General features: G+C 62.6%; 14 protein-coding genes and 1 pseudogene. 9 read left to right on the top strand and 6 right to left on the bottom strand.

All coding sequences use genetic code 11. From position 1 onward, the window contains the following. Positions 1-151: 151 nt before the first annotated feature. From C8D03_RS14815 to C8D03_RS14800, 4 genes are all read right to left on the bottom strand, one after another. Positions 152-1459: a TolC family outer membrane protein gene (locus tag C8D03_RS14815; RefSeq protein WP_248308478.1), complete on the bottom strand. Its 1308-nt coding sequence runs from the start codon at positions 1457-1459 to the stop codon at positions 152-154. Positions 1460-2075: 616 nt separating this feature from the next. Further along, complete coding sequence (locus tag C8D03_RS14810) at positions 2076-3128, bottom strand: glycosyltransferase family 2 protein (RefSeq protein ID WP_108047245.1); 1053 nt, start codon at positions 3126-3128, stop codon at positions 2076-2078. Further along, positions 3125-3709 carry a flavin reductase family protein gene (locus tag C8D03_RS14805; RefSeq protein ID WP_181300987.1) on the bottom strand — a complete coding sequence of 195 codons (585 nt, stop codon included), beginning with the start codon at positions 3707-3709 and terminating at the stop codon, positions 3125-3127. Before C8D03_RS14805 ends, C8D03_RS14810 begins: the two co-directional genes overlap by 4 nt. Positions 3710-3824: 115 nt before the next feature. Further along, a complete protein-coding gene (locus C8D03_RS14800) occupies positions 3825-5213 on the bottom strand; it encodes an undecaprenyl-phosphate glucose phosphotransferase (RefSeq protein ID WP_181300985.1) in 1389 nt (462 codons plus the stop codon). Positions 5214-5718: 505 nt separating this feature from the next. On the opposite strand from C8D03_RS14800, the gene C8D03_RS14795 reads away from it, so the two are divergent. The 5 genes from C8D03_RS14795 (at position 5719) to C8D03_RS14775 (ending at position 16238) form a co-directional block, all read left to right on the top strand. Continuing rightward, complete coding sequence (locus C8D03_RS14795) at positions 5719-6840, top strand: hypothetical protein (protein ID WP_146170177.1); 1122 nt, start codon at positions 5719-5721, stop codon at positions 6838-6840. 13 nt (positions 6841-6853) lie between these two features. Continuing rightward, the gene (locus C8D03_RS14790) at positions 6854-7657 is read left to right on the top strand and encodes a WecB/TagA/CpsF family glycosyltransferase (RefSeq protein ID WP_181300982.1); all 804 of its coding nucleotides are present in this window, start codon (positions 6854-6856) and stop codon (positions 7655-7657) included. Positions 7658-7991: 334 nt separating this feature from the next. After that, positions 7992-14474 (top strand): type I polyketide synthase, encoded by a 6483-nt coding sequence (locus C8D03_RS14785; RefSeq protein ID WP_108047235.1) that lies wholly within the window; start codon positions 7992-7994, stop codon positions 14472-14474. 233 nt (positions 14475-14707) lie between these two features. Further along, the gene (locus tag C8D03_RS14780) at positions 14708-15694 is read left to right on the top strand and encodes an acyltransferase family protein (RefSeq protein WP_108047233.1); all 987 of its coding nucleotides are present in this window, start codon (positions 14708-14710) and stop codon (positions 15692-15694) included. 235 nt (positions 15695-15929) lie between these two features. Beyond that, positions 15930-16238 carry a hypothetical protein gene (locus C8D03_RS14775; RefSeq protein ID WP_108047231.1) on the top strand — a complete coding sequence of 103 codons (309 nt, stop codon included), beginning with the start codon at positions 15930-15932 and terminating at the stop codon, positions 16236-16238. 12 nt (positions 16239-16250) lie between these two features. Here C8D03_RS14775 and C8D03_RS14770 read toward each other — a convergent pair whose 3' ends face one another. Both C8D03_RS14770 and C8D03_RS14765 read right to left on the bottom strand, forming a co-directional pair. Then, the gene (locus C8D03_RS14770; RefSeq protein WP_108047229.1) at positions 16251-17465 is read right to left on the bottom strand and encodes a glycosyltransferase; all 1215 of its coding nucleotides are present in this window, start codon (positions 17463-17465) and stop codon (positions 16251-16253) included. After that, on the bottom strand, positions 17414-17992 hold the full coding sequence (locus tag C8D03_RS14765; RefSeq protein WP_248308476.1) for a MarR family transcriptional regulator: 579 nt from the start codon (positions 17990-17992) through the stop codon (positions 17414-17416). The genes C8D03_RS14770 and C8D03_RS14765 overlap by 52 nt, the downstream gene beginning before the upstream one ends. Before the next feature lie 367 nt (positions 17993-18359). Between C8D03_RS14765 and C8D03_RS14760 the strand changes: the two genes are divergently transcribed. The 4 genes and pseudogenes from C8D03_RS14760 (at position 18360) to C8D03_RS14750 (ending at position 22646) form a co-directional block, all read left to right on the top strand. Then, positions 18360-20120 carry a type I secretion system permease/ATPase gene (locus tag C8D03_RS14760; protein WP_108047226.1) on the top strand — a complete coding sequence of 587 codons (1761 nt, stop codon included), beginning with the start codon at positions 18360-18362 and terminating at the stop codon, positions 20118-20120. Further along, entirely contained in the window at positions 20117-21472 is a 1356-nt protein-coding gene (locus C8D03_RS14755; RefSeq protein ID WP_108047224.1) for an HlyD family type I secretion periplasmic adaptor subunit, read from the top strand. The genes C8D03_RS14760 and C8D03_RS14755 overlap by 4 nt, the downstream gene beginning before the upstream one ends. Positions 21473-21797: 325 nt before the next feature. Further along, positions 21798-21866: pseudogene (locus C8D03_RS27145) on the top strand (hypothetical protein); the annotation flags it as partial. A 48-nt stretch (positions 21867-21914) separates the two neighbouring features. Next, positions 21915-22646 (top strand): calcium-binding protein, encoded by a 732-nt coding sequence (locus C8D03_RS14750; protein WP_465246472.1) that lies wholly within the window; start codon positions 21915-21917, stop codon positions 22644-22646. The last annotated feature ends 50 nt before the right edge of the window (positions 22647-22696 follow it).

Here is a 22696-nt window from a genome sequence, read left to right as displayed (position 1 = left end):
CACGACGAATGAGTAAGCTCGGTTCGACGTGGCGCGCGCTGCCGGATCGTCATGTCTTCACGGCACGGCGGCCGTGTCAAACCTGTTGCCGAAGCTCCCTGGCCCACCACCCATTCTGTGCGACCGGAAAGAAGGGCCAGCCGATTCCTGATCACCGTCCGTCTGGTGTCTGCGTTCCCCAGAGGAGTCCCTTGACCTGGTCGTAGTGCCGTCTGGCGTCGTAGACCTCGGCCTTGAGCCTGAGGGTTTCGGCAGAGAGGCGGCCGATGGCGGAGAGCACGGCATAGGAGGCGACGACGCGGTCGCGCTGGGCTGTCACCAGGGTGGAGCGGGCGCTGACCAGCTCCTGCTGGGCGTTGAGCACGTCGAGCGTGGTGCGCTGGCCGACCTTGGCCTCCTCGCGCACGCCGGCGAGGGCGGTCTCCGCCGCCTGGACCTGGGCCTGGGCGGCGACGATCTGGGCCTTGGCGGCCTCGTGCGCGCCCCAGGCCGAGACCACCGCGGCGCGCACCGTGTCGCGCTGGCTGTCGACCTCGATCCGGCGCTGGCCGGCGGTCTCCTTGGCCTGCCGCGTCCGCGAATAGACCTGGCCGCCCTCGTAGATCGGGATCGTCAGCGTGCCGACGACGCTGGCCGAGGTGCGGTTGTCGCCGAAGCTGGTGACGTCGTAGCGCTGCTGCACGAGGCCGCGCACGCCGAGCACCGGATAGAGATCGGCCTCGGTGACCTTGACCTGCAGCTCCGCCGCATCGACGCCATGCAGCGAGGCGATGATGGCGGGGTGGCCGACGAGCGCGCCGTTGAGCGCGGCCGGCAGCGATTTCGGCAAAAGGTTCTCGACCGGGCGGCCGGGCGCGAGCTGCTTCGGCTCGGCGCCGACATTCTGGCGGTAGCGCGCGATCGAGGTCTTGAGGTTCGATTCGGCCAGGATCGCCTGCGACTGCGACTGCGACAGGCGCGCCTCGGCCTGGGCCACGTCGGTGCGCGTCACCTCGCCGACCTGGAAGCGGTCGCGCGTCTGGCGCAGCTGCTCCTCCAGAACCTCGACGTTGTTGCGGTTGAGCGTCAGGATCGCGGTGTCGCGCAAGACGTTCATATAGGAGGTCGCGGCATCGAGCAGGACGTTCTGCTCGGTGTTGCGCAGGGCCGCGCGGGCGCCGAGCACCTGCGATTCGGCCTGGCCGACGGAGCTGCGCGTCTTGCCGCCGTCGAAGATGTTCTGGTCGATCTGCACGCCGGCGCCGCGCGGGCCGAGCCGCGAGGTCGCGCTCCCGAGGCCCGGGAGGTTCGAATCGGTGATGCTGGCGCCAATATCGGCCGAGGCCGTGATCCGCGGCCGATAGCCCGACAGCGCCTGCGGCACGTTCTCGTTGGTGGCGCGAACCGAGGCGCGCTGCGCATTCAGCGTCGGATTGCCCGAATACGCCCGCGACAAAGCCGCATCCATCGTCTGCGACAACGCAGACGTCGAAACGCCCGAAACAAGCGCAAGGCCGAAGGCGGCGATCACACGGCGGCGATCAGCCAAGCACTTCAGCAGCTTCAAGAACCTGTAACTGGTCAATTGAGCTCCACCCAGACGATCGAAGCACCCATGGCATGGAATCCGGCCACTGGCTCATCACCCGAACTAGATCACGCTAGGACAGGCACCACCATAGCGATACGCATCGTATGTCGCACAAGCCTAGCGCAAATATGCCACAACCGGCCAAATTTCGTCACAGGATCATCAGAATTCTCAACGCCAGCGCAAATCCCTCGCAGAGAGCAGGGAGAGAAACACCGATATGGCCTTGTGTCCGGCAGCATTCTCAGACGCCGGATTTCTGCCGGGACAAGAATCGGGATCGCTCCTCGAAAGATGCCAACCTGATGCGCGATTGAGGCCAGCTACGCCCGCCCGCCTTCTGTCGCTGTCTTGCGAACATGGCGCGGCCGTCTCGTGTCAACGGCTTCAGGCGTTCTCACTCGTCCCGATTTCCGGGAGCGCCGCGCTCCAACGCGTCGAAACAGCGAAAAGGCGGCTTAAGGATCAACGCGTCGGATCGATCCGGTGGATCCGTACTGACAAATCACTTGTACTCAATGATGGTCCTGTCCCCTTTTCGGAGAAGGGAGGCATAAAATCTCGCAACGCCCTGGAATTCCGGGAATTTGCCCAACACCGAAAAGAAGGCGTGGGCCCACCGCTCCTTTGCCCCCTCGGGTCGCCTCAATCCCAGTCGGATCACCTGGAGGGGCAGGAGCCCCAAAAGCATGACAAAGACGGGATGCCAGAGCAAAGCGGCAGCGACGGCCACAATGGGCAGCCCGCCCCAGACGACAGCGCGGACCAGGCTGGGCTTCCATATCCCGAATTCCGAGCCCGCATGGCGGCGGGAGACCTCTGCGAATGCGTGGCCCGCGCGCACACTCCGTCGCCACCACTGCGAAAAGCGAGTGATATTGGCGTCATGGCGGGTCATCTCCGCGTCCAACCGCCAGATGCTCCAGCCATTGGTTCGCAGCCGAACGCACAGATCCGGCTCCTCGCCCGCGATAAGCGTGTCCGAGAAGCCCTGCACCGCCTTGAAGGCGTCGCCCCGGATCAGGGTATCGCCACCGCACTCAAGCGCCTGTCCGACGGGAGCATTCCACTCCTCATCGCACATCGCGTTGAAGATGGACGCATCCGGATGCATTTCGCGCCGCCGCCCGAAAACCAGCGCGACGTCGGGCCGGCTGTTCAGAAAATCGACCGCGGCACCGATCCAGCGCGGGTCGAGCACGCAATCGCCATCGACGAACTGAACAAAATCGAGATCGGGATAAATGCCGATCAGTTCGCGGAACCCTGCATTGCGCGCGCGAGCGGCAGTGAACGGCCGGGACATGTCGAGACGAACAATGGCCGTGCCCCCGCCCTGTGCGGCTGCGACACTGCCATCCGTCGATCCGGAATCGACATACACGGTTGGCGCATGCGCCGATGCGACCGACGCCAGACAATCGACAAGCCGCTGTCCTTCGTTCCGGCCGATGATGACGATGCCGACCGACCGCGCAGGCGCGCCGCCATGCTCAGTTCCCGGCGCGGTCGAATCATCGTCGCGACGATGGGGCGCACATGAACCGAGTTCAGTCATGGACGGCCTTCATAACCATCCGGGACGGACAGGCGAAGCGCCCTGCTGTCTCCACGCTCGGGAAGCGCGCAGGCGCTTCCGAGTGAATAGTACTGCCCTTCATGATAGATCAGCGGCGCCGGCAATTCGCTTCCGGCGATGACGTCGTCGACCCGGCCAATGATAATGTCGTGATCGCCGGCGCGATGGATGCGTTCGACACGGCAAAGCATCGTGCCTGCATTGTCTTTCATCCAGATATGCTCGTCACGAGCCTGAAGGTCGGCCGTGTCGAAATCCGCGTGCTTTCCCGAAAAATGAACCGACGCGCGGATCTGCCCTTCCGTCAGGATGTTCACCGAGAACACCTCGCTGCGGGCAATCGCTGCAGCCGTCGCGCTATGAAGTCTGGCACAAAACAGCAGCAGCAAGGGATTCAGACTCACGGAAACCAGTGAATTGACGGTCATTCCGACCGGCGCCTCCCGGGTGCCTGACAGGATCACCGCGACCCCGCCGGCGAGGCGCCCCATGGTGCGGCGATACAAACTGACTGCGTCACTCGTCTTGCTCGTGGTGCAATCGACGATTGTCCCCGACATTGCCATTTCCTACGCACCAACTCGCTTTTGAACGAAGCAGATAAACACCACCGAAACAGAAGAATATCCGCAAGTGCGCCGCCACGTCGACTTGAATTTCTACATTATTGGGAAATTAGTAAACGTCCTTTGGATTGCAGAGTAGCAACAGAGTTCGGAACATGATCGACGCATCGAGCCAGATGCTCCAGTTATCGATGTACCACAGGTCATATTGAACCCGCAGCACCATGCTTTCAACGTTCGGAGTTTCACCCCGACTGCCATTGACCTGCGCCCAACCAGTAAGTCCCGGCTTCATGAATCGTCGCATCGCATAGCGCTGGATCAGGCTTTCATAGGCCTCGTCGTGAGCGACCGCATGCGGGCGCGGGCCGACGATCGACATCTCGCCGCGCAAGACGTTCCAGAACTGCGGCAACTCGTCGATGCTGGTCCGGCGAATGATTCTGCCGACCCAGGTAACGCGCGCATCGTTCCTGGATGCTTGCCTGAAATCCGCGCCCTCCGGCAAGACCGACATGCTTCGGAATTTCAAGATCTGGAACCGCTTCCCGTTCACCCCGAAGCGCATCTGCTTGAACAACACCGGCCCCGGGCTGGTCAGCTTGATGGCAACCGCCGTCAGCAGCATCGTCGGCGCAAGAGCAATGAGCGCTGCCGATGCCGCGACGATGTCGAGCGACCGTTTCAGGACGCTTTCCGAAAAACTCAAGGGGTGCCGCTGCACCTGGAACGACAGGATGCCGCCCAACTGGTGCGCCGGCCGCGATATCACCTCGGCTGACGCACCGTCGAACGCGAACCGCACCGGCAGCGGCAGTGAACGAAGCTCCTCGACAAGCTGGGTTACGATCTTGAGTCGATGTATCGAAATAGCAATGACGATCTCGTCGATCGATAGATTTTGGGAAGCCGTCGCAGCCTGCCGGATAAGGCCATGGATGTCTTCCTGAGATACGTCGCCGGCAGGAATGTTGAGCGTACTGACCGGCATATGCCCATAACGGCGGAGCTCGGTGATCGTAGGGCCAGCCAGATCACGATCATCTTCGCATATAGCCAATATCCGACGCCGCACGAACAACCCACGATCCAGGGCGATGTGCAAGAAATGCCGCCAGACCGCACGGCTGACCACCAGACTCAGCAAAGTCGCGAAGAAAAACAACCCGACGTAGCCGCGGGATATCAAGACCGAAATCTTCAGGCTGAACGCAATAGATGTCAAAACGAAAAAAGTAAGTATTATATTAAACAATATGCTCCGGACCTGTTTATGAAAATCCAGAAGCTCCTGACCGGCATACAAAGATCTAAAATGATTAGAAAATGTAAATATTATTGCCGTCAAAAATCCAAATGAAGTGTATTGAATAATATCTCCAGAAGTGGAGAAAATAACCAAATGATAGATAATACCCGAAAATATACTAGCGACAACGATCAAAATAACGTCGATAGAGAAGGCGAGCGTCTGGACATGCTCATAGCTCAGCCGCATCCGATCGCGATCAACTCGCACAACATGAGGTGTTACTTCGTTTGAATTTAAGACACTCATGTCAGCCCCGGCGCAGTCAACTTACGTTAACACATCGTTAAAGGGGCCATCAACGATACCGAGGTTCATCGGTGAAAATTATCCCCGAGTTACGTTAATGCCACGGTGGCGATCGCGAGTCTCGCCGAACACAGTCGCGCCGTTCAAGCCCGTTGACGTTAGGGCATGCTCGCTGCCGTGCCATCACAACACGCGACCTCGACTCTCGCGACGAGCGTTAATCACAAAGCCAAAAGATCGTCATTTTAGCTCGTAGAGCGCATGTTGGGCGTCTAACAATTTGACTCACATTCGTTTCGATGTAATTTTCCGAGCTATTCGATGCGGATAGGTCCGGGCAGTATGCAATAAGTAGTGGTTGATCTGAAACTCGGTGGCAATTGTGACAGGCGTGATTTGTGCCGCTTTCTTTCGGAACATGATACTTTGCGGCAGCCTCGTTCTTATGACTGACGTTACGGCAAGCAAGGCCGCCGATACGATCCCACCAACGTCAACACCACAGGACGAGCGGGCCTCGCAGGACATGAAGCGACGGCTGTATGTTTCGGGGCATAGTCTGACGAATCCGGCGATGCTGCGGATTCTCGACGAAATGTCGGTTGCGGCAGGCGTCGATCTGGCCTGGAATCTGCAATATCTTGAAGGGTCCTCGATCCGGCATCGCCGTGATGGGCTCGACCATAGCGCGCAGGGGACGCCCTATCGACACGGCGTCGATCGATGGGGGCGCGTCGCCGATCCAATGGTCGAGTTCGCGACCAGGCCCGGGGACGGCCGCGCCCTCGATACGCTGGTTGTAACCGAACAGCACGGTGTACTTGGTTCGTTGGTCTGGCAGGATACCCTGATCAGCCTGCGGAAGCTTCACGACCGCTTCATTCAGGCCAACCCGAAGGGCAGAACCCTGTTCTTCGAACCCTGGCTGTCCGTCGACAACAAATCATCGCCCGAGCGCTGGATTGCTTATGAGCTGGCAGCAGCGCCTGTATGGCGATGCATCGTCAATACGGTCAATCAATCGCTTGAGCGGGACCGCAGGCCAGATCGGATCGCGTCGATGCCGATGGGCCTGGCGCTCGCGGCGCTGGCCGAACGGCTCATCGCCCCAAGATCGCTCCGCATCGTTGCCGGGCGCGCACCTGCGGACAGACTGGCCGTCATTTTTGACGATGACGTCCACCTCAGTCCGGTCGGGAACTACTATGTGGCGTCCGTCGCGTTCCGGTATCTGTTTCGCGAGGTCAGCCCACCCGACATTGCTTTTCCCGGCATCGACGCTGAAGCCAGACAGGAATTGAGCGCCATAGCCGATGAATTTGTTCGACATCACCCTCTCGATCGCACCGGGATGGGGTCAAAGGAATGTCGCGACTACATCGAAGCAGGCTTTATGGCCGCCTCGCTGGAATACTATTTCCGATCGGATTGGGACAAAAGCATGAGCTGGTTCCGCTCGCGCTATACGAAATGGAAAATCGGGCGCCAGTGGTCACGAATCTATCAAGCGGAGAGTCCTGAGAACCCATTCTTGAAATTCGACAATGCGTCTCCCAACAGCAAGTAACCCAGAAGCCGGGATGAACAAAATGACTGGCCAATTGCGTTCTTCGCCCATGTTCGGGATCACGTTCAGTTGCGAATCCACGCACGAGATCGCGGATGAACTCTGCGGCCCCGTGCTCCCGAAGGGCGCAGGTCTCAAGCACCTGGTCACGATGAACGTCGACCACGTTGTCAATCTTCGCCGCAACGCAGCCTTCCGCCAAGCTTATCGCAATGCCTGGAAGGCCACCATCGATGGCATGCCGATCCTCCTGTATGCGCGTCTTCGCAGAATCGGGATCAAGGAGCGAGTGACCGGGGCCAGCCTTTTTCCGATCGTTTTTCAAAGACTGGATGCCTCGCGGCATAAGCCCTTCATTGTCGCCCCGAGTGAGCGCACGGCCGAAATACTGCGGACGCGCCTGGTCGAGGCAGGGTTCGACTCATCGCAATTTGCGCTGCATGTGCCGGAGTTCGGCTTCGAATCTGATCCGGCCGCCAGCGAATTGCTCGTTGCGCAGATTTCGGCTCTGCAAGCAACGCACATCATTTTCGGGGTGGGAGCTCCGAAATCCGAAATCTGGATTGATCGCCATCGCCACGCACTTGGTGATGCATATTGTCTTTCGGTCGGGGCGGCACTCGATTTTCACGCAGGGACCTTTCGGCGCGCACCGCACTGGATGCAGCAGGTCGGCCTCGAGTGGCTTTGGCGCTTCGGCCAGCAGCCGCGGCGCATGTTCCGCCGGTATTTCGTCGATTCTCGCCTCGTATTCGGAGCGATTGTGAACGATCTGAGGCATGGCGGAACGCGAGAGCCTGAAATGACAAAACCCTGAGATCAACGACATCCAGTGCTAAATCGGGAGCGAGTCCGTTCGAACCGGCCCAAAGCGACCGGACGGCGTTCCGCAGTAAAGACAACGACGCGCTCGCGGTAATAATGCGCTTGAATTGCAACGCAGTTTGCCAACGGGGCATCTGAGCGACGGGAGCCATATCTTTTACAGAACATCTCGACCCTCGAGCGTGACCAGACAGCAAGGTAACCAAATCCAAATTTAATCCGCAGAACTTGGTACAGGGGTGTATCGATCACGGGACTTGGGGTACCGTAGAGGCCTTCATTATATGGCGGCTGTCGCCCCCCGAAATGATGACGAGTGACCTTTTATGGACCAGAATGATATCGCCATTATCGGCATGGCAGTTAGGGCGCCCGGCGCCCGATCGCTGTCCGAGTTCTGGGACAACCTGGTTTCCGGGCGCGAGTCGATTGAAACATTGAGCGAGGAAGCGCTGCTGGCGGCCGGCGAGGAGCCAGCACGCATGCGCAATTCTCACTATGTGCCGCGCGCTGCCCCGCTGCCTGCCATGGAGATGTTCGACGCCGAGTTCTTCGGTGTCAGTCCCAAGGAAGCGGCCATTATGGATCCGCAGCATCGGAACTTTCTCGAATGCGCCTGGGAGGCATTCGAGAACTCAACCAGAATGCCGGATTCGTTTGAAGGCCCGGTTGGCGTGTTTGCCGGCTGCGGCATGGGCAGCTATTTCTACTTCAATGTCTGCAGCAATCGCCAGCTCGTTGATCAGGTCGGCATGTTTCTGCTGCGCCACACCGGCAATGACAAAGATTTCCTCTCGACGCGCGTTTCGTATCTTTTCGATCTGAGGGGCCCCAGCGTCAACGTCCAGACTGCGTGTTCCAGTTCGCTCGTCGCCGTTCACTATGCATGCCAGAGCCTGCTGAGCGGCGAGTCCGACATGGCGCTCGCGGGCGGCGTCACGATCGAATTTCCGCATCGGCGCGGATATATTTATCAGGACGGCGAAATTCTGTCGCCGGACGGGCATTGCCGCGCCTTCGATCACCGGGCGGCAGGAACGGTCTTCGGCAGCGGCGTCGGCACGGTCGTGCTGCGGCGGCTCGCAGACGCCATTCGCGATGGCGATCCGATCCACGCCGTCATCAAGGCGACGGCTGTCAACAATGATGGCGCCAGCAAGGCTGGATATCTTGCTCCCAGCGTGACCGGCCAAGCCGCCGCGATCATCGAGGCTCAGGCCTTGGCCGGCATCAGCGCCGATCAGGTCGGGTATGTTGAATGTCATGGCACCGGCACATATCTGGGTGACCCGATCGAGGTCGAGGCGCTGACGCAGGCGTTCCGCCGCAGCTCGACATCCCGCGGCTTCTGCCGGATCGGTTCGGTGAAGACCAATATCGGGCACACAGACACCGCCGCCGGCGTCATCGGATTGATCAAGGCGGCGATGACGGTCAAGAGCGGCCTGATTCCGCCGACCCTCGGCTATGAAAAGCCCAATCCGACGATCAATTTCGCGGAGAGCCCCTTCCTCGTCAACGACGCCCTTCACGACTGGCAGCCGCAGAATGGCCTCCGCATCGCGGCGGTCAATTCGCTCGGTGTAGGCGGGACGAACGCGCACGCCATCATCCAGTCGCCGCCCGCGATCGCCGCGGCGCAGGCGGCCGGCGAGCGCGACGATCAGCCTGCGCTTCTGGTCCTGTCTGCGCGCAACAAGCACTCGCTCGATGAGGCCGCGAAGCGGCTTGCCGACGCGCTGGAGAGCGATCCGGCCCTTTCGCTGACGGACGCCTCCTTCACGCTTTTTGCCGGGCGCAAGCATTTCGAGAGCCGCAGGATCATTCCCGTCTCGGGGCGCCATGACGCGATCGCGATCTGTCGCGATTCGTCATCGCGCCGGGGCTCCAGTCGCCGTGCGCTGGAAGGTGCAGCTCAGGCTGCTTTCGTGTTCCCGGGCGGTGGCGCGCAGCATGCCGGCATGGCGCGAGCGCTCTACCGCAAGGATGAACGCTTTCGGGCGATCGTCGACGAGGGCTTGGGGTACCTTACAGCTGACGCCGCCCAGGAAATCCGAAGCGCCTGGTTTGCGACGACGCCGGACCAGGCCAGCACTCTTCAGAGGCCGTCGATCCAATTGCCCGCGATCCTGATCGTCGAGATCGCGATGGCGCGGCTCTGGATCGATTGGGGCCTCAAGCCTTCCGTTCTCATCGGCCATTCGATGGGCGAGAACGCCGCGGCCTGTATCTCCGGCGTTTTCAGTTTCCGTGACGCGGTCAACCTCGTCAGAATTCGCGGAGAACTCTTCGACGAGGTTTCGGGCGGAGGCATGCTGAGCGTGCCGCTGAGCGAGTCGGACCTCAAGGCGCATTTGCCGCCCCAGCTCGACATCGCATCCGTGAATGCACCGCAACTCTGCGTCGTTTCGGGAACCAAGGTCGAGCTCCACCGCTTCGCCGAACAGCTCGCCGCGCTCGGGATCGATTCCCAACCCGTGGCGATCGACATCGCGGCTCATTCGCGCATGCTGGAGCCCATCCTCGGCCGCTTCGAGGCTTTCGTACGCTCGATTCCGCTGCGCTCGCCGTCAATCCCGATCGTCTCCAACCTCACCGCAGAGATGCTGACGGCCGACCAGGCGCGCGATCCGACCTATTGGGTCAGGCACCTGCGCTCGACGGTCCGGTTTGCCGAGGGCATCAGTCGCATCGCCGACCCCCAGCGTGTGTTTATCGAAGTGGGTCCGGGAAAGACGCTGTCGTCGCTGATCAAGGCTCAGGGCTCTGTCGACCAGAACCAGATCGTCAACAGCTTGCCGCACGCCGACGAGCCGGTCGACGACCACATTCACCTGCTTGGCGCTCTGGGGGCGGCCTGGGCTCTGGGTCTGCCGGTCGATATGACGCGGCTGTGGAGCAAGGGCTCCGCCCGGCGGGTGGCCCTGCCGAGCTATGCCTTCCGCCAGCAGCCCTACTTCATCGAGCCCGTGGCTGCTTCGGCACAGCCTTCTCAGGACGAGCTCCCGCGCAAGCTCGAAGACCTGGCGGAGTGGGGATATGGGGTCACCTGGACACAGTCGGTCCCGGCGGTGCGCGTCGGCGTCGGTCCGGTCAAGACGAGCTGGCTGATCTTCATGGACGACGCCGGATTGGGTCGCGAGTTAAGCGTCCGATTGAAGTCGCTCGGTCATGACGTTGTCGCTGTCGCGGTGGGGGATAGCTTCCGGCGCCTGGATCAGACGAACTATGTGCTCTGTCCGGAAGACGGCCAGGAGGGATTTGACAGCCTGCTCGGCCATCTCGCTGCTGATGGCTGCTTGCCGGATCATATCGTCAATCTGTGGCTCTATACCGCTGATGAAGCCCATCGCCCTGGATCGAGCTTCTTTCACCAGAATCAGGAACGCGGATTCTACACGCTGTTTCACCTCGCCCGTGCGTTGAGCCAGGCAGACATTACGAATGACATTGCCCTGACCGTCATCACCAACGGGATGCAGCGGGTCGGCGACGAGAATGTCCGCTATCCGGGCAAGTCGACCGTGTTGGGCGCCGTTCTGGTGTTGCCGAAGGAATACGAGAACCTCTCGGTGCGGGCGATTGATCTCCCATATGATGGGGCCGCCTCGAAGGCGAGGCGCCTCGGTTTGAAATCGCTGGCACTTGCCCTTTCAGGCGACAAGCGCGCCATGCCGGATTGGTTCGATCTCCTCTGGGACGATCTGACCACGGCGGCCAGGGGGCCGGCCGCAGAGGCATCGAGCGAAGTCGTCGCATACCGGAAGGGCCGTCGCTGGCTGCACGGTTTCGACAAGATCCGTCTGGACGCCGCGGAAGCCGACAAGTCTCCCTTCAAGACAAACGGCGTCTATCTGATCACGGGCGGACTCGGCGATCTCGCTCTTACATTTGCTCAGGGGCTCGCCGAGCGCTTCCAGGCGCGCCTGGTCCTGGTCGGTCGCATGAAATTGCCGCCGCGCGAAACGTGGAGCACCTTTGAAGCCGAGTCACTGCGAATGGGCCGTGTCGCCCGGGCGATACGAGCCATTCACGCGATCGAGAACGCCGGCGGCAAGGCCGTCTACATGCAAGGCGACGTCACGAACATCGACGAGATGAGGCATGTCGTCACCGAGACGGAAACCGTATTTGGAGTGCTCGACGGCGTTCTGCACACGGCCGGCGTCATCAAAGACAACCTTGTCGAGATGAAATCGACCGCTGATCTCGAAACGGTTCTGGCGCCCAAGGTCTATGGCACCGAGGTGCTGAATGAGGCCCTGGGCGATCGCAAGCTCGATATCGTCGTGCTGTTCTCCTCCACCAGCGCGGCAACGGCTCCGGCGGGCCAGATCGACTACGTTGCGGCCAATGCCTATCTTAATGCCGTGGCTCAAAGCGATGCCATGCGCGCGCATCGGCGCGTTCTGGCTCTGCAATGGGGCGTATGGAATGAAATCGGACTCGCGGCGCGCGAGATCGACAGTTCCGTCAGACGAGATGATTCAGACGTCGTGGCGGTTGCGCAGCCGCTGATCGATTTCCGTCGCTCCGAACCCAATGGATCGGTCCGACTCGAACTGACATGCGGTCCCGGAAGCCACTGGATTCTGGACCAGCATCGCTTGAAGTCGGGCGAAGCCGTCTGGCCAGGGACGGGTTATGTCGAATTGCTGATCCAGGCTGCTCGCGAGCTTGGCTTCGCCGGCGCCATCGAACTCGAGCAACTCAGCTTCCTTGCCCCGCTGCCCATCGCCGACGACGAAACGCGCAGCGTCGTCATTCAGATCGCACCGGCAGGCGCAGGCCGCCTGTCGGCGACGGTCCACAGCGAATCCGACGATGGCGCGAGGCAGGTCCACGCCGAAGCCACCATCGTCCAGGCGGCGCCCGTCAGCCCTGCAGCCCTGGACGTCCAGGCCATTATCGAGCGCAGCCACAGCTCGGACGAAAGTGCGGTCGGCGGCAAGCTGCGCTCCGCACAGGAAGAGCATTTGCGCTTCGGTCCACGCTGGAGCGTGCTGACGGCAATCCGCCATGGTGTCGGCGAAAAGCTGGCCGAGCTTGAACTCGACGAAGCGTTCAAGGGCGACCTCGAAGCGGGCTACCTCGCCCACCCCGCCTTGCTCGACATCGCGACCGGCTTCGCGATGGGCTTGATCGATGATTACAACCCGGCCGAATCGTTGTGGGTCCCGGCCGGCTATGGGCAGATCCGGTATCATGGCCCGCTGCCGCAGCGCATTCTGAGCTGGGCCCGCATCCAGCCCGGCCAGGACCTCGGTGACGACTACGCGACATTCGACATCGTCATCGCGAGGCCTGACGGCTCGGTCCTCATGGAAGCGAGCGATTTCACCATAAGGCGTGTCGGCAAGTCGTTCGCAGCGGCGGGCGCTGCCGAGCGGCGCCCGGCCATCGAACACGTGCACGGAATGAAGCGGGCCAAGCCCGCGCAGGACAACCTGTCGCCTGCCCAGCAGCAACTCGCACAGCTCGTCGATCAGGGAATTCGTCCTGCAGAAGGGCTCGAGGCATTCTTCCGCGCGATCGCGACCGACCTGCCGCAGGTCGTCGTCAGTTCGATGGACTTGCACATGCTGATGAAGCCGGTCCGTCACAACGAACCGGCTGCAGCTCCCGATGGTGGCTTTGAACGCCCCGAAGGCGACGTCGATTATGCCGAGCCGGCGGCCGGGATCGAGACGACGCTCGCGGGCTTCTGGACCCAGCTCCTTGGCGTGAAGAGAATCGGCGCGAACGACAACTTCTTCGACCTTGGCGGGCACTCGCTGATCGCAGTGCGCCTGTTTCGAATGATCAAGGCGGAATATGCGGTCGACTTCCCGATATCGGTGCTGTTCGAGGCTCCGACCATCGCCAAATGCGCCGCGCTGCTGGAACAGTCCGGCGTGACGACGAACACAGCCGACGCCGCAGATACCGCGCGCCCGAGACCGGCCATCGTCGCGACGCGCTATACCCATCTGGTTCCGATGAGTGGCGGCCCGGCATCGGGTGGGCGGCCATTCTTCATCTGCGCCGGGATGTTCGGGAACATCCTCAACCTCCGGCATCTGGCGTTGCATATCGGCCAGGATCGGCCGGTCTACGGCCTGCAGGCGAAGGGTCTCTTCGGCAGCGAAAGCCCGCACGAGACATTCGAGGAAATGGCGCGGGACTATCTGGCCGAAATGCGGGCCGTGCAGCCGGTCGGGCCCTACAGCATTGGCGGCTTCTCGGGGGGCGGCATGGTCGCCTACGAGATAGCCCAGCAGTTGGAGAAAGCCGGCGAGAGCGCTTCTGTCGTGATCCTGCTGGATACGCCGCTGCCCCAGCGCGTCACCCTGTCCCTCCCGGACCGCCTGTCGATGAAGTTGCAGGATGCGCGGCGCCAGAAAGGCTCCTTCGTCGCGAACTGGATCAAGTCACGGATCGCATGGGAAATGGAGCTGCGCAGGAAGCGCAAGGGCGGAAATACCGCCGCTGCGGATCAGTTTCATAATGCCGTCATCGAAGCGGCGTTCCTGCGAGCGCTGTGGGCCTATCAGGTCAAGCCGATCCGCACCGACTGTCTCTTGCTGCGGCCCAAGCTTGATGTCCGGTATAAGATCTCTGCCGGGCGCGAGCTGAACGACGTGCGCAACCTGGTGTCCAAGGATAATGGCTGGACGCCCTATATCGACAAGCTGACCATCACCGAGGTCCCAGGCAACCATGACAGCATGGTCCTCGAGCCGCATGTCCGCGTCGTCGCCGAGCATATGCGCACGGCCTTGCGCCATGCTGACATGACGCTTCCCCAACTCCTTCGAGCCGCGGAGTAGATCACCGAGAAATCGCTCCGCGTTTCGACGTCGTTGGCCAGCCGCCGAACGCGCAGGGCGATGGCCCGATCCCGGGGCAAGGGTCGCGATGCCATGCACGAGAGAAGGAGCGCGCCGCATTGGACGGAGGACAGCAAGCGCAGGCGAAGGAAGCAGAACCGGCGCCAGCACAGGTAACGCTCGCCCCGAAGTCCCGCATCGGCCGGGGGACGCATTTCCCCCTCGTTCAAACGATGCGCGGCATCGCCTCGATGTGGGTGGTGCTGTTCCACGCGGAGGAAGGCGGCCATATCAGCCGGCTGGTTGCGACGATGCCGGCGTGGCTGGGCGATGTTCTTTTCCGGTGGGGCCATTTCGGGGTCGCGATCTTCTTTGCGCTGAGTGGCTTTGTCATCGCCCACAGCCTGCGCGACATGCCCCTGTCCTGGTGGACATTCGGCAAGTTCGCGCTGCGTCGTTCGATCCGGCTCGATCCCCCCTATTGGGCGTCCATCCTGTTCGTTCTGGCGATGGGCTATCTCTCGTCCCGGGTGAAGCACGAGCCCTACGCCTTGCCCGACAGCAGCACGCTCCTGGCGCATATCGTCTACCTGCAGACGATCCTCGCCACCCCGGTGATCAACGTCGTCTACTGGACGCTCGCCTATGAGGTGCAGTTCTATCTGTTCTTCGCCTGCCTTCTGGTGATCGCGTCCCGGCGCGCGCTCTGGCAACCGGCGCTGTGGGGCGTCATGTTCGCCCTGGCGGTGGCCAGCGCTGTCGGCGGCCTGGCAGATTTCAGGCCCGGCCTGTTCCTCGATCTCTGGGCTGCCTTCTTCGCGGGCGTCATGGCTTACAAGGGCGTCGAGCATGGTTGGGCGCGCGCGGGAGGCGCGCTTTTGTTCGCCGCCATGGTGGCCAGCCGCGATCCGTTCATGCTCGCAAGCGCGATCACGGCGGCCATATTGCTTTTGACGTCGCTCTCCGGCCTGGCGCAGCGCAAGCCTGCAAGCCCGCTCGGCCCATGGTTGGGGATGATCTCCTACTCGCTCTATCTCATCCACAATCCTGTCACCGGCGCGGCAGGATATGTCGGGCACAAGCTGCTCGGCGTCTCGATCCTGGCTGATGCGGCGATTTTGGTGCTGATCGTCGCCGCTTGCGTCGCCAGCGCCTATGGCTTCTGGCGCCATGTCGAAAAGCCCTCTCACGATCTGAGCCGGCGGATCAGCATGCGCTGACTTGCCGGGGGAGCTCTGTCGAGCCGATGGAGAGGATGCGAACCCGCGGAGGTGGCGGGGCGCTTGATCGGGCTGCGGACCGGTCGCCGTCAGCTTCACGAAAGCCTGGCTCGCTACGCAATCGTGTCGAGAAATAATTCAGCAAAATCCGGCATCCACTTAGCCGCATGGCGCGTAGTGTGGCAAACAGCCAGTGGCCGCAGAAGGCGGCTTCAGCGAACAGGGATCAAGTTCGATGTTGAGGGGCACAGAACCTCTCCAGATCTGGGAGGTCATTTCATCGCCCGCCGGCCACGCGGCGCTGCAATACGCCGCGGAAAGCGGCGCACCGCCGCTGGAGCCTCTGATCCGTCTGATCGAGGAATGGTGGGGCAACTGGCTCGACGATGACCGCGAAGACCACCTCCGACGCCTGCATAGCATGGTCTCGCGCCTGATGGCGGCCGATGGCTGGGAAGAAGCGGGCCTTCGCCCGGTGCGTTCCGGCCGCGTGATCACCGAGGCGATGACCTTCCGCAAAGCCGGCTACGCCACTCTCCAGTAGCGCGGCGCTTCGTCAGGCAGACAGAGCTTCGCTCTGCTCGACAAGCCGTGCGATCCAGCCGAGTTGGCGGTCGATGCAGCGCTCGCGCTCATAATGCGAGACGATGGTCGCGCGCGCGGCGCGGCGCAGCGAGCCCAGCATCGCCCCTCCGGGCAGCGCCTCCTCGATCCGGCGCGCCAGCGCAGTCGTGTCGTGGAACGGTGCCAGCAGGCCATTGACGCCGTCGGTGATCACCTCCCGAACCGGCTGCGTATCAGAGCCGACGATCAGGCCGCCGCAGGCCATCGCCTCCAGCAGCGACCAGGACAGGACGAACGGCACGCTCAGATAGACATGGGCCGCCGAGACCTGGAACAGCCGGACCAACTGGTCGGGCGCGAGCCAGGGAATGTGGACCATGCGATCCGCCAGCCCGGTCTCGGCCAGCATCACCTCGCGCCAGCAGCGCCCGTCCTGCCGCGCCCGGCCATAGCCCGGCCCGTCCCCGCCGACGGTCACGAACAGCACATCGGGATATCGCTCCGCGACCAGCGCAGCCGCGCGCATGAACTGGGGATAGCCGCGATAGGGATCCAGATCGCGGGCCGCGAAGGTCACGACCGGATCGCCATGTCGCAGCACGCGACCATCGGGGAGGCGCAAGATGGCGTCCGGATCGGGATGGCAGGCGTTCGAATCGATGCCGTCATGGCAGACCGCGATGCGCTGGCGCAGATGCGCAGGATACTGCTGCTGCTGCCACCGGGTCGGCGCATAGGCCGCGTCGAGCGTCTCCAGCGTCAGCAACTGCGCCGCGTTGCGCATGCGGATGCGGTGGCGTTCGGCATCGGAGATCGCAGCGTCCGGATCGAAGTCGAGATCGGAGCCCGCGCTGTTGTAGTAGTACTCGCAATAGCCCATCAGCGGCACGGCCGGCAGCGCATCGCGCGCAAACAGCAAGCCGCCCCAGCCGATATGCCCGATGACGACATCAGGCGGGTCGGTGCGGGCAAGCCGCCGCAGCACACCGGCGACGGCCTCGCCGGTGCGCATGTGATAATCCGTCGCCGCCAGCCCGGCATGCGTCGTGGTCGATCGTCCGACCGCATAGGTCAATTGCCTGACACCCGCCTGTGCGGGCGCCGCATGCTCGGTCACCAGCGTGACATCGGCGCCCTCGGCAACGAGGCGCGCGATCAGCCGAGCGAATTGACCAGATCCGGAACGATGAACGAATAGGACATGCATGACGCGAGCAGGACGCCTCCGAAACGCAACGAATCGCTCCACCACTGCTCGAGCCGCCGCAGCGTGTCGTAAGCCGTCTGAAGATCGGCCTCGGCATTGAACTCGAGGTTCTGGCCGAACGGGCTCGAATCATCGATCAGGCGCAGTCTTTCGCAGAGCATCTGCCCCTTGGGGGAAAGCGATATGCGCGCCAGCCGCCGGTCGCGTGGCGAGGCTCCGCGCTCGAGATAGCCGCTCTCCACCAGTTGCTTCAGGTTGTAGGAGGCATTCGAGCCGACATAATGGCCGCGGTCCAGCAGATCGCGGACCGCGATCTCGCCCTGCCCGATCGTGAGCAGCACCATCACCTGCGAGGGCGAGATGTCGTCCACGCCGAGCTTGGTCAGTTCCAGCCGCATATAGTCGAGAAACCGCCGGCTGACCCGCTCGATGACTCGCGCGAGATCGAGCGGCGAGACCGCTATGCGCGGTGATGCGACATCCGCGTCCGGCGGTGGTTCAGCGCCTCTGTGGTGATGGCCGTTCAAGATCCTGTCCAGGAATTGGTCGCTGCTATGCGGCTTGGACTGCATTTCCTACTCCGCCTGCTATCAAAATGGGCAACCCCGACCCGAACGAATCCCACACCCGAGGATTAGCCTACACGCAAAGCACATGCCACCTCCGGTCGCGAGATTTAAAGATTTTATCGACAGGCTCATCCAAACGAACTGTTTCGACTTTTGAATTGTTTCGCTTTTTTGCCTTAATTGTCGATATTAACCGGATCTTACAGGATGATGATCTGTCATTGTCTTGCCATGACTGGCGTGTCAACCTGCCAATTGGCTGGCGGCAGACTCTGCTCTGCACCAGCTCCTTGCCCAACTGCGGGCCCTCGATCCGGAGATCTGAATGAAGGCGAAGACAATGGCGCCGGACGTGCTGATCCGTGGCCTGCAGCGCTCTTTCGCGGGAGGCCTGGCTTACGCCGGCTTCCTCAGCCTGTTCGTCAATCTCCTGCTTCTGATCGTGCCGCTCTTCATGATGCAGGTGCAGGACCGCGTCGTCGTCAGCCGCAGCTATGACACGCTGACGATGCTGCTCGTCATCGCGGTCATCGGGCTCGTCCTGTACGGCGTGATCGAGTTCATCCGCTCGCTGACCTTCCAGACGATGGCGAGCATTTTTGCGCGCCAGCTCAACCTGCCGGCGCTGCAGGCGGCCGTCAGCGCCTCGCTGGAGCACGGCTCCGGACAGGCGACGCAGGCCATCCGCGACCTCAACGACATCCGCTATTTCATTGCGAGTTCCGCCATCGCGACGCCGCTCGAGGCCGCCTGGTCGCCGATCTTCCTCGCCGTGCTTTTCGCCCTCCATCCGGTTTACGGCCTCGTCGGCATCGTCTCGCTGGTGATCCTGCTGGTGCTCGGCGTGCTCTCCGACGTGCTGACGCGGCGCGTGCTGAAGGAGGCCAATGCGGAAGGCGTCGCCAGCATCAACGACGTCGGCGCCAGCTTGCGCCATGCCGAAACGATCGAGGCGATGGGCATGCTGCCGGCGCTCGCCACCCGCTGGCGCAGCCAGCAACTCGCGATGATCGAGCATCTCGATATCGGCACGCGGCGCGGCAAATTCATCGCCGCGCTGACGCGGTCCTCGCGCATGACGATGCAGCTTGCGATCTACGCCACCGGCGCGGTCCTGATCATCCGTAATGAGGTGACGGCCGGCACACTGATGGCCGCGAGCATCCTGCTCGGCCGCCTGCTGGCGCCGTTCGATTCGATGATCGCCGACTGGCGCCAATGGGTGCTGGCGGCGACCGCCTGGAACCGGGTCAAGGAGCTGCTGCAGTCGCGAACCTCACAACGCCAGACAGTACCGACGCCACCGACACAGGGCGAACTGGTCGTCGATCGCGTGGTCTTCGCCCCCGCGGGCTCGGAGCAGACGGTGATCAAGAGCGTATCCTTCACGCTCCAGCCCGGCGAGGTGCTCGGCATCGTCGGCCCGTCGGGCGCCGGCAAGTCGACCCTGGCCCGGCTGATGGTCGGCGTGCTCAAGCCGAATGTCGGCGGGATCTATCTCGACGGCCACAATGTCTATCTCTGGGAGCGTGGCTCCTTCGGCGCGATGGTCGGCTATCTGCCGCAGTCGGTCTCGCTGCTCAACGGGACCATCGCCGAGAACATCGCGCGTTTGCGCAAGCCCGATCCGCACGCCATCTTGGAGGCCGCCCGCATCGCGGGCGTTCACGAGCTCATCGGGCGGCTGCCGCTCGGCTACGATACCCATGTCAACGATGGCGACTTCAAGCTCTCGGGCGGCCAACGTCAGCGCATCGGGCTCGCGCGTGCGCTCTACGGCATGCCCCGGCTCATCGTGCTCGACGAACCCAACGCCAACCTCGATGCCGAGGGCGAACAGAGCCTGATCCGCGCCATCACCGCGGCGCGGGAGGCCGGCGCGATCGTGATGCTGATCGCCCACCGCCCTTCCGTGATGCAGGTCGTCGACAAGATTCTCGTGCTGAGGGAGGGCCGCGTCCAGCAGTTCGGGCCGCGCTCCGCAATCGCCGGGATGATCACGCCGGGCGGCCTCGTCGAGATGGACCCGGCCGCCAGGCCCCCGGCTCCGGCGGCATCCAGTGCCATTCGCGAGGTGACGGCATGACGGGGCGGGAACTGGTCACGCTGCAGGGCCGCGCCCTTGCATTGTCGGCATTGCCGGAACCTGAGGACGAGCGCCAGCCCTCCCTGCGGAGCCTGGTTCTGGCCGGGGTCGCGGCGATTGGCGTCGGCTTCGGCGGCTTCGGCGCCTGGGCGATGACGGCGAGGCTCGACAATGCCGCGGTGGCGAGCGGCGTGGTGGCCGTCGACAGCAAGCGCAAGACCGTGAGCCATCTCGAAGGCGGCGTCCTCAAGATGCTGCTCAAGGCCGAGGGCGAGCGCGTCGTCAAGGACGAGCCGCTGCTGCGGCTCGAGGATGCCCGCGCCGGAGCCGAGCTGCAGCAGCTCCGAGGCAAACGCGTCGGGCTCGAGGCGAAGCTGGCGCGGCTCAGGACCGAACAGGCCAATGCGACGGAGATCGACTTTCCCGACGATATCGAGCGGGATCGGACGCCGATCGCGCGCGAGGTGGTTCGCGCCGAGCGCGGTCTCTTCAAGACGCGCACGCAGGTCTATGGCGGCAAGATCAGCATCCAGCAGCGCGTCATCGAGCAGCATCAGGCGGAAGCCGAAGCGCTCCAGGCCCAGATCGACGCCATACGCTACCAGCGCACGCTGATCGACGAGGAGACCCGCGTGATCGGGGAACTCTACGAGAAGCGCTATGCCAAGCGCACTCAGCTCGTGGAGCTACAGACCAAACAGAGCGAACTCACCGGCCGTGCTGGCGAGAATGCTGCGCGGAAGGCCAAGGCCGAGCAGGCCGTGGCCGGCGCCAATCTCGAGATTCTCTCGATCACTCTCGAGCGCCAGAACGAGGTGGCCCGGGAGATTCAGGAGAGCCAGCTCATACTCTCGGAGGTGACTGAACGGATCGTCCAGGCGGAGGACGTGCTGCGCCGGCTCGTCGTCCTGTCCCCGCAGGAAGGTATCGTCGCGAACATCCGGATGAGGACGGCCGGCAGCGCGATCGCGGCCGGCGAATCCATCCTCGATATCGTGCCCGAGCAGGAGCCGTTGATCGTCGAGGCAAAGGTCGACCCCCGCGACATCGACGTCATCCGCGTCGGGGCGGAAACGCGTATCCGGCTGACGGCGTTCAATTCGCGGCTCCTGCCGCCGCTGCTGGCGCAGGTGACCTATGTCGCCCCCGACCAGCTCGTCGACGAGAAAACCAACATTGCCTATTTCGTCGTGCGCGCGGAGATCAAACCTGAGAGCCTTCGCGAGAATAAAATCGCGCTCCACGCCGGCATGACCGCCGAGGTGCTGATCGTGAACGGGTCCCGCCGTGCGATCGACTACCTGCTCTCGCCCTTCACCGACAGCTTCAATCGCGCCTTCCGCGAGGACTGATTCATCCCATTGAATCAGTAAGATAGCCCCCGCGCTCTCGGGCTTGCGCAGCATTCGGCTTAACTACGTCCGAGTTTATATTTCGAATTTCGATACTAATTCGTTTGAAGCTATCAGTATTATCTCTGTGAAATGAAGATTAAATTATTGTGCGTCGCAAAATTGTCAGAATTAAATGCTTGCTGCACTGCATATATCGAGTACTCTTTCACTCGTCGAGCGATGACGTGCCGCATGTGCGTCGTCGGAATGGTGCCAGATCCGGTGTGCGGCGATTCAGTCGTCGCGCTTCGTGGGCACCCTCAGATCGCCGAGGAGGTGACGAATGGCTACGATCGAAGGAAGTGCTTTCGACGACTTTCTAGTGGGAAGTCGATTCAGTGACGTGATCTTCGCCGGAGCAGGACATGACGTCGTGCACGGCGGAGGCGGCAACGATTCGGTGTTTGGTGAAGAGGGCGACGATGTTCTCTTCGGCGACAGCGGCGACGACGCGCTGTTCGGCGACGAGGGCGACGACGTCCTCTTCGGCGAACAGGGTGACGATTTTCTCAGCGGAAGCGCCGGCGATGACGCCCTGTTCGGCGGTGCCGGCGACGATGTCTTGCAGGGTGGCGCTGGCGACGACCTTCTCCAGGGTGGCGCGGGTGCCGACATCCTTATGGGTGGGACGGGCGACGATCTGCTGATGGGCGGTGCCGGCAACGACATCCTTCAGGGCGGAGCGGGCGACGATCTCCTGATCGGCGGTGCCGGCAACGACATCCTCCAGGGCGGCGCGGGCGATGACCTCCTGATCGGCGGCGCCGGCAGCGACATCCTCCAGGGCGGTGCCGGCGATGACATTCTCCAGGGTGGCGCCGGAGACGATCTGCTCTTCGGCGGAGCGGGCGACGACATCCTGTCCGGCGGTGCCGGCAGCGACATCTTCAACTTTACCGGAGGTGGCGGCAACGATGTTGTGCTCGACTTCCATGCCGGCGACGATCTGCTGAAGGTCTCCGCCGACATCAACGGGACGGGCATCAACTCGCCCGAGGATCTCGCGGCGCGTACGACCACCGTCGGCGGAAACGCCATCATCGATCTTGGCAATGGCGACACCCTGACCCTGGTCGGTGTCACAGCCGAGGACATCCAGAGCGACCCGAACTCCTACTTCACGGTCGCCTGACGAGTGTCCCCCGCGACGCCGGCTGCAATCCGGTCGGCGTCGCTCATCGA

The organism is Bosea sp. 124 (assembly GCF_003046175.1).
Classification (GTDB): Bacteria; Pseudomonadota; Alphaproteobacteria; order Rhizobiales; family Beijerinckiaceae; genus Allobosea.
This window is presented reverse-complemented; position numbering and strand designations above follow the sequence as displayed.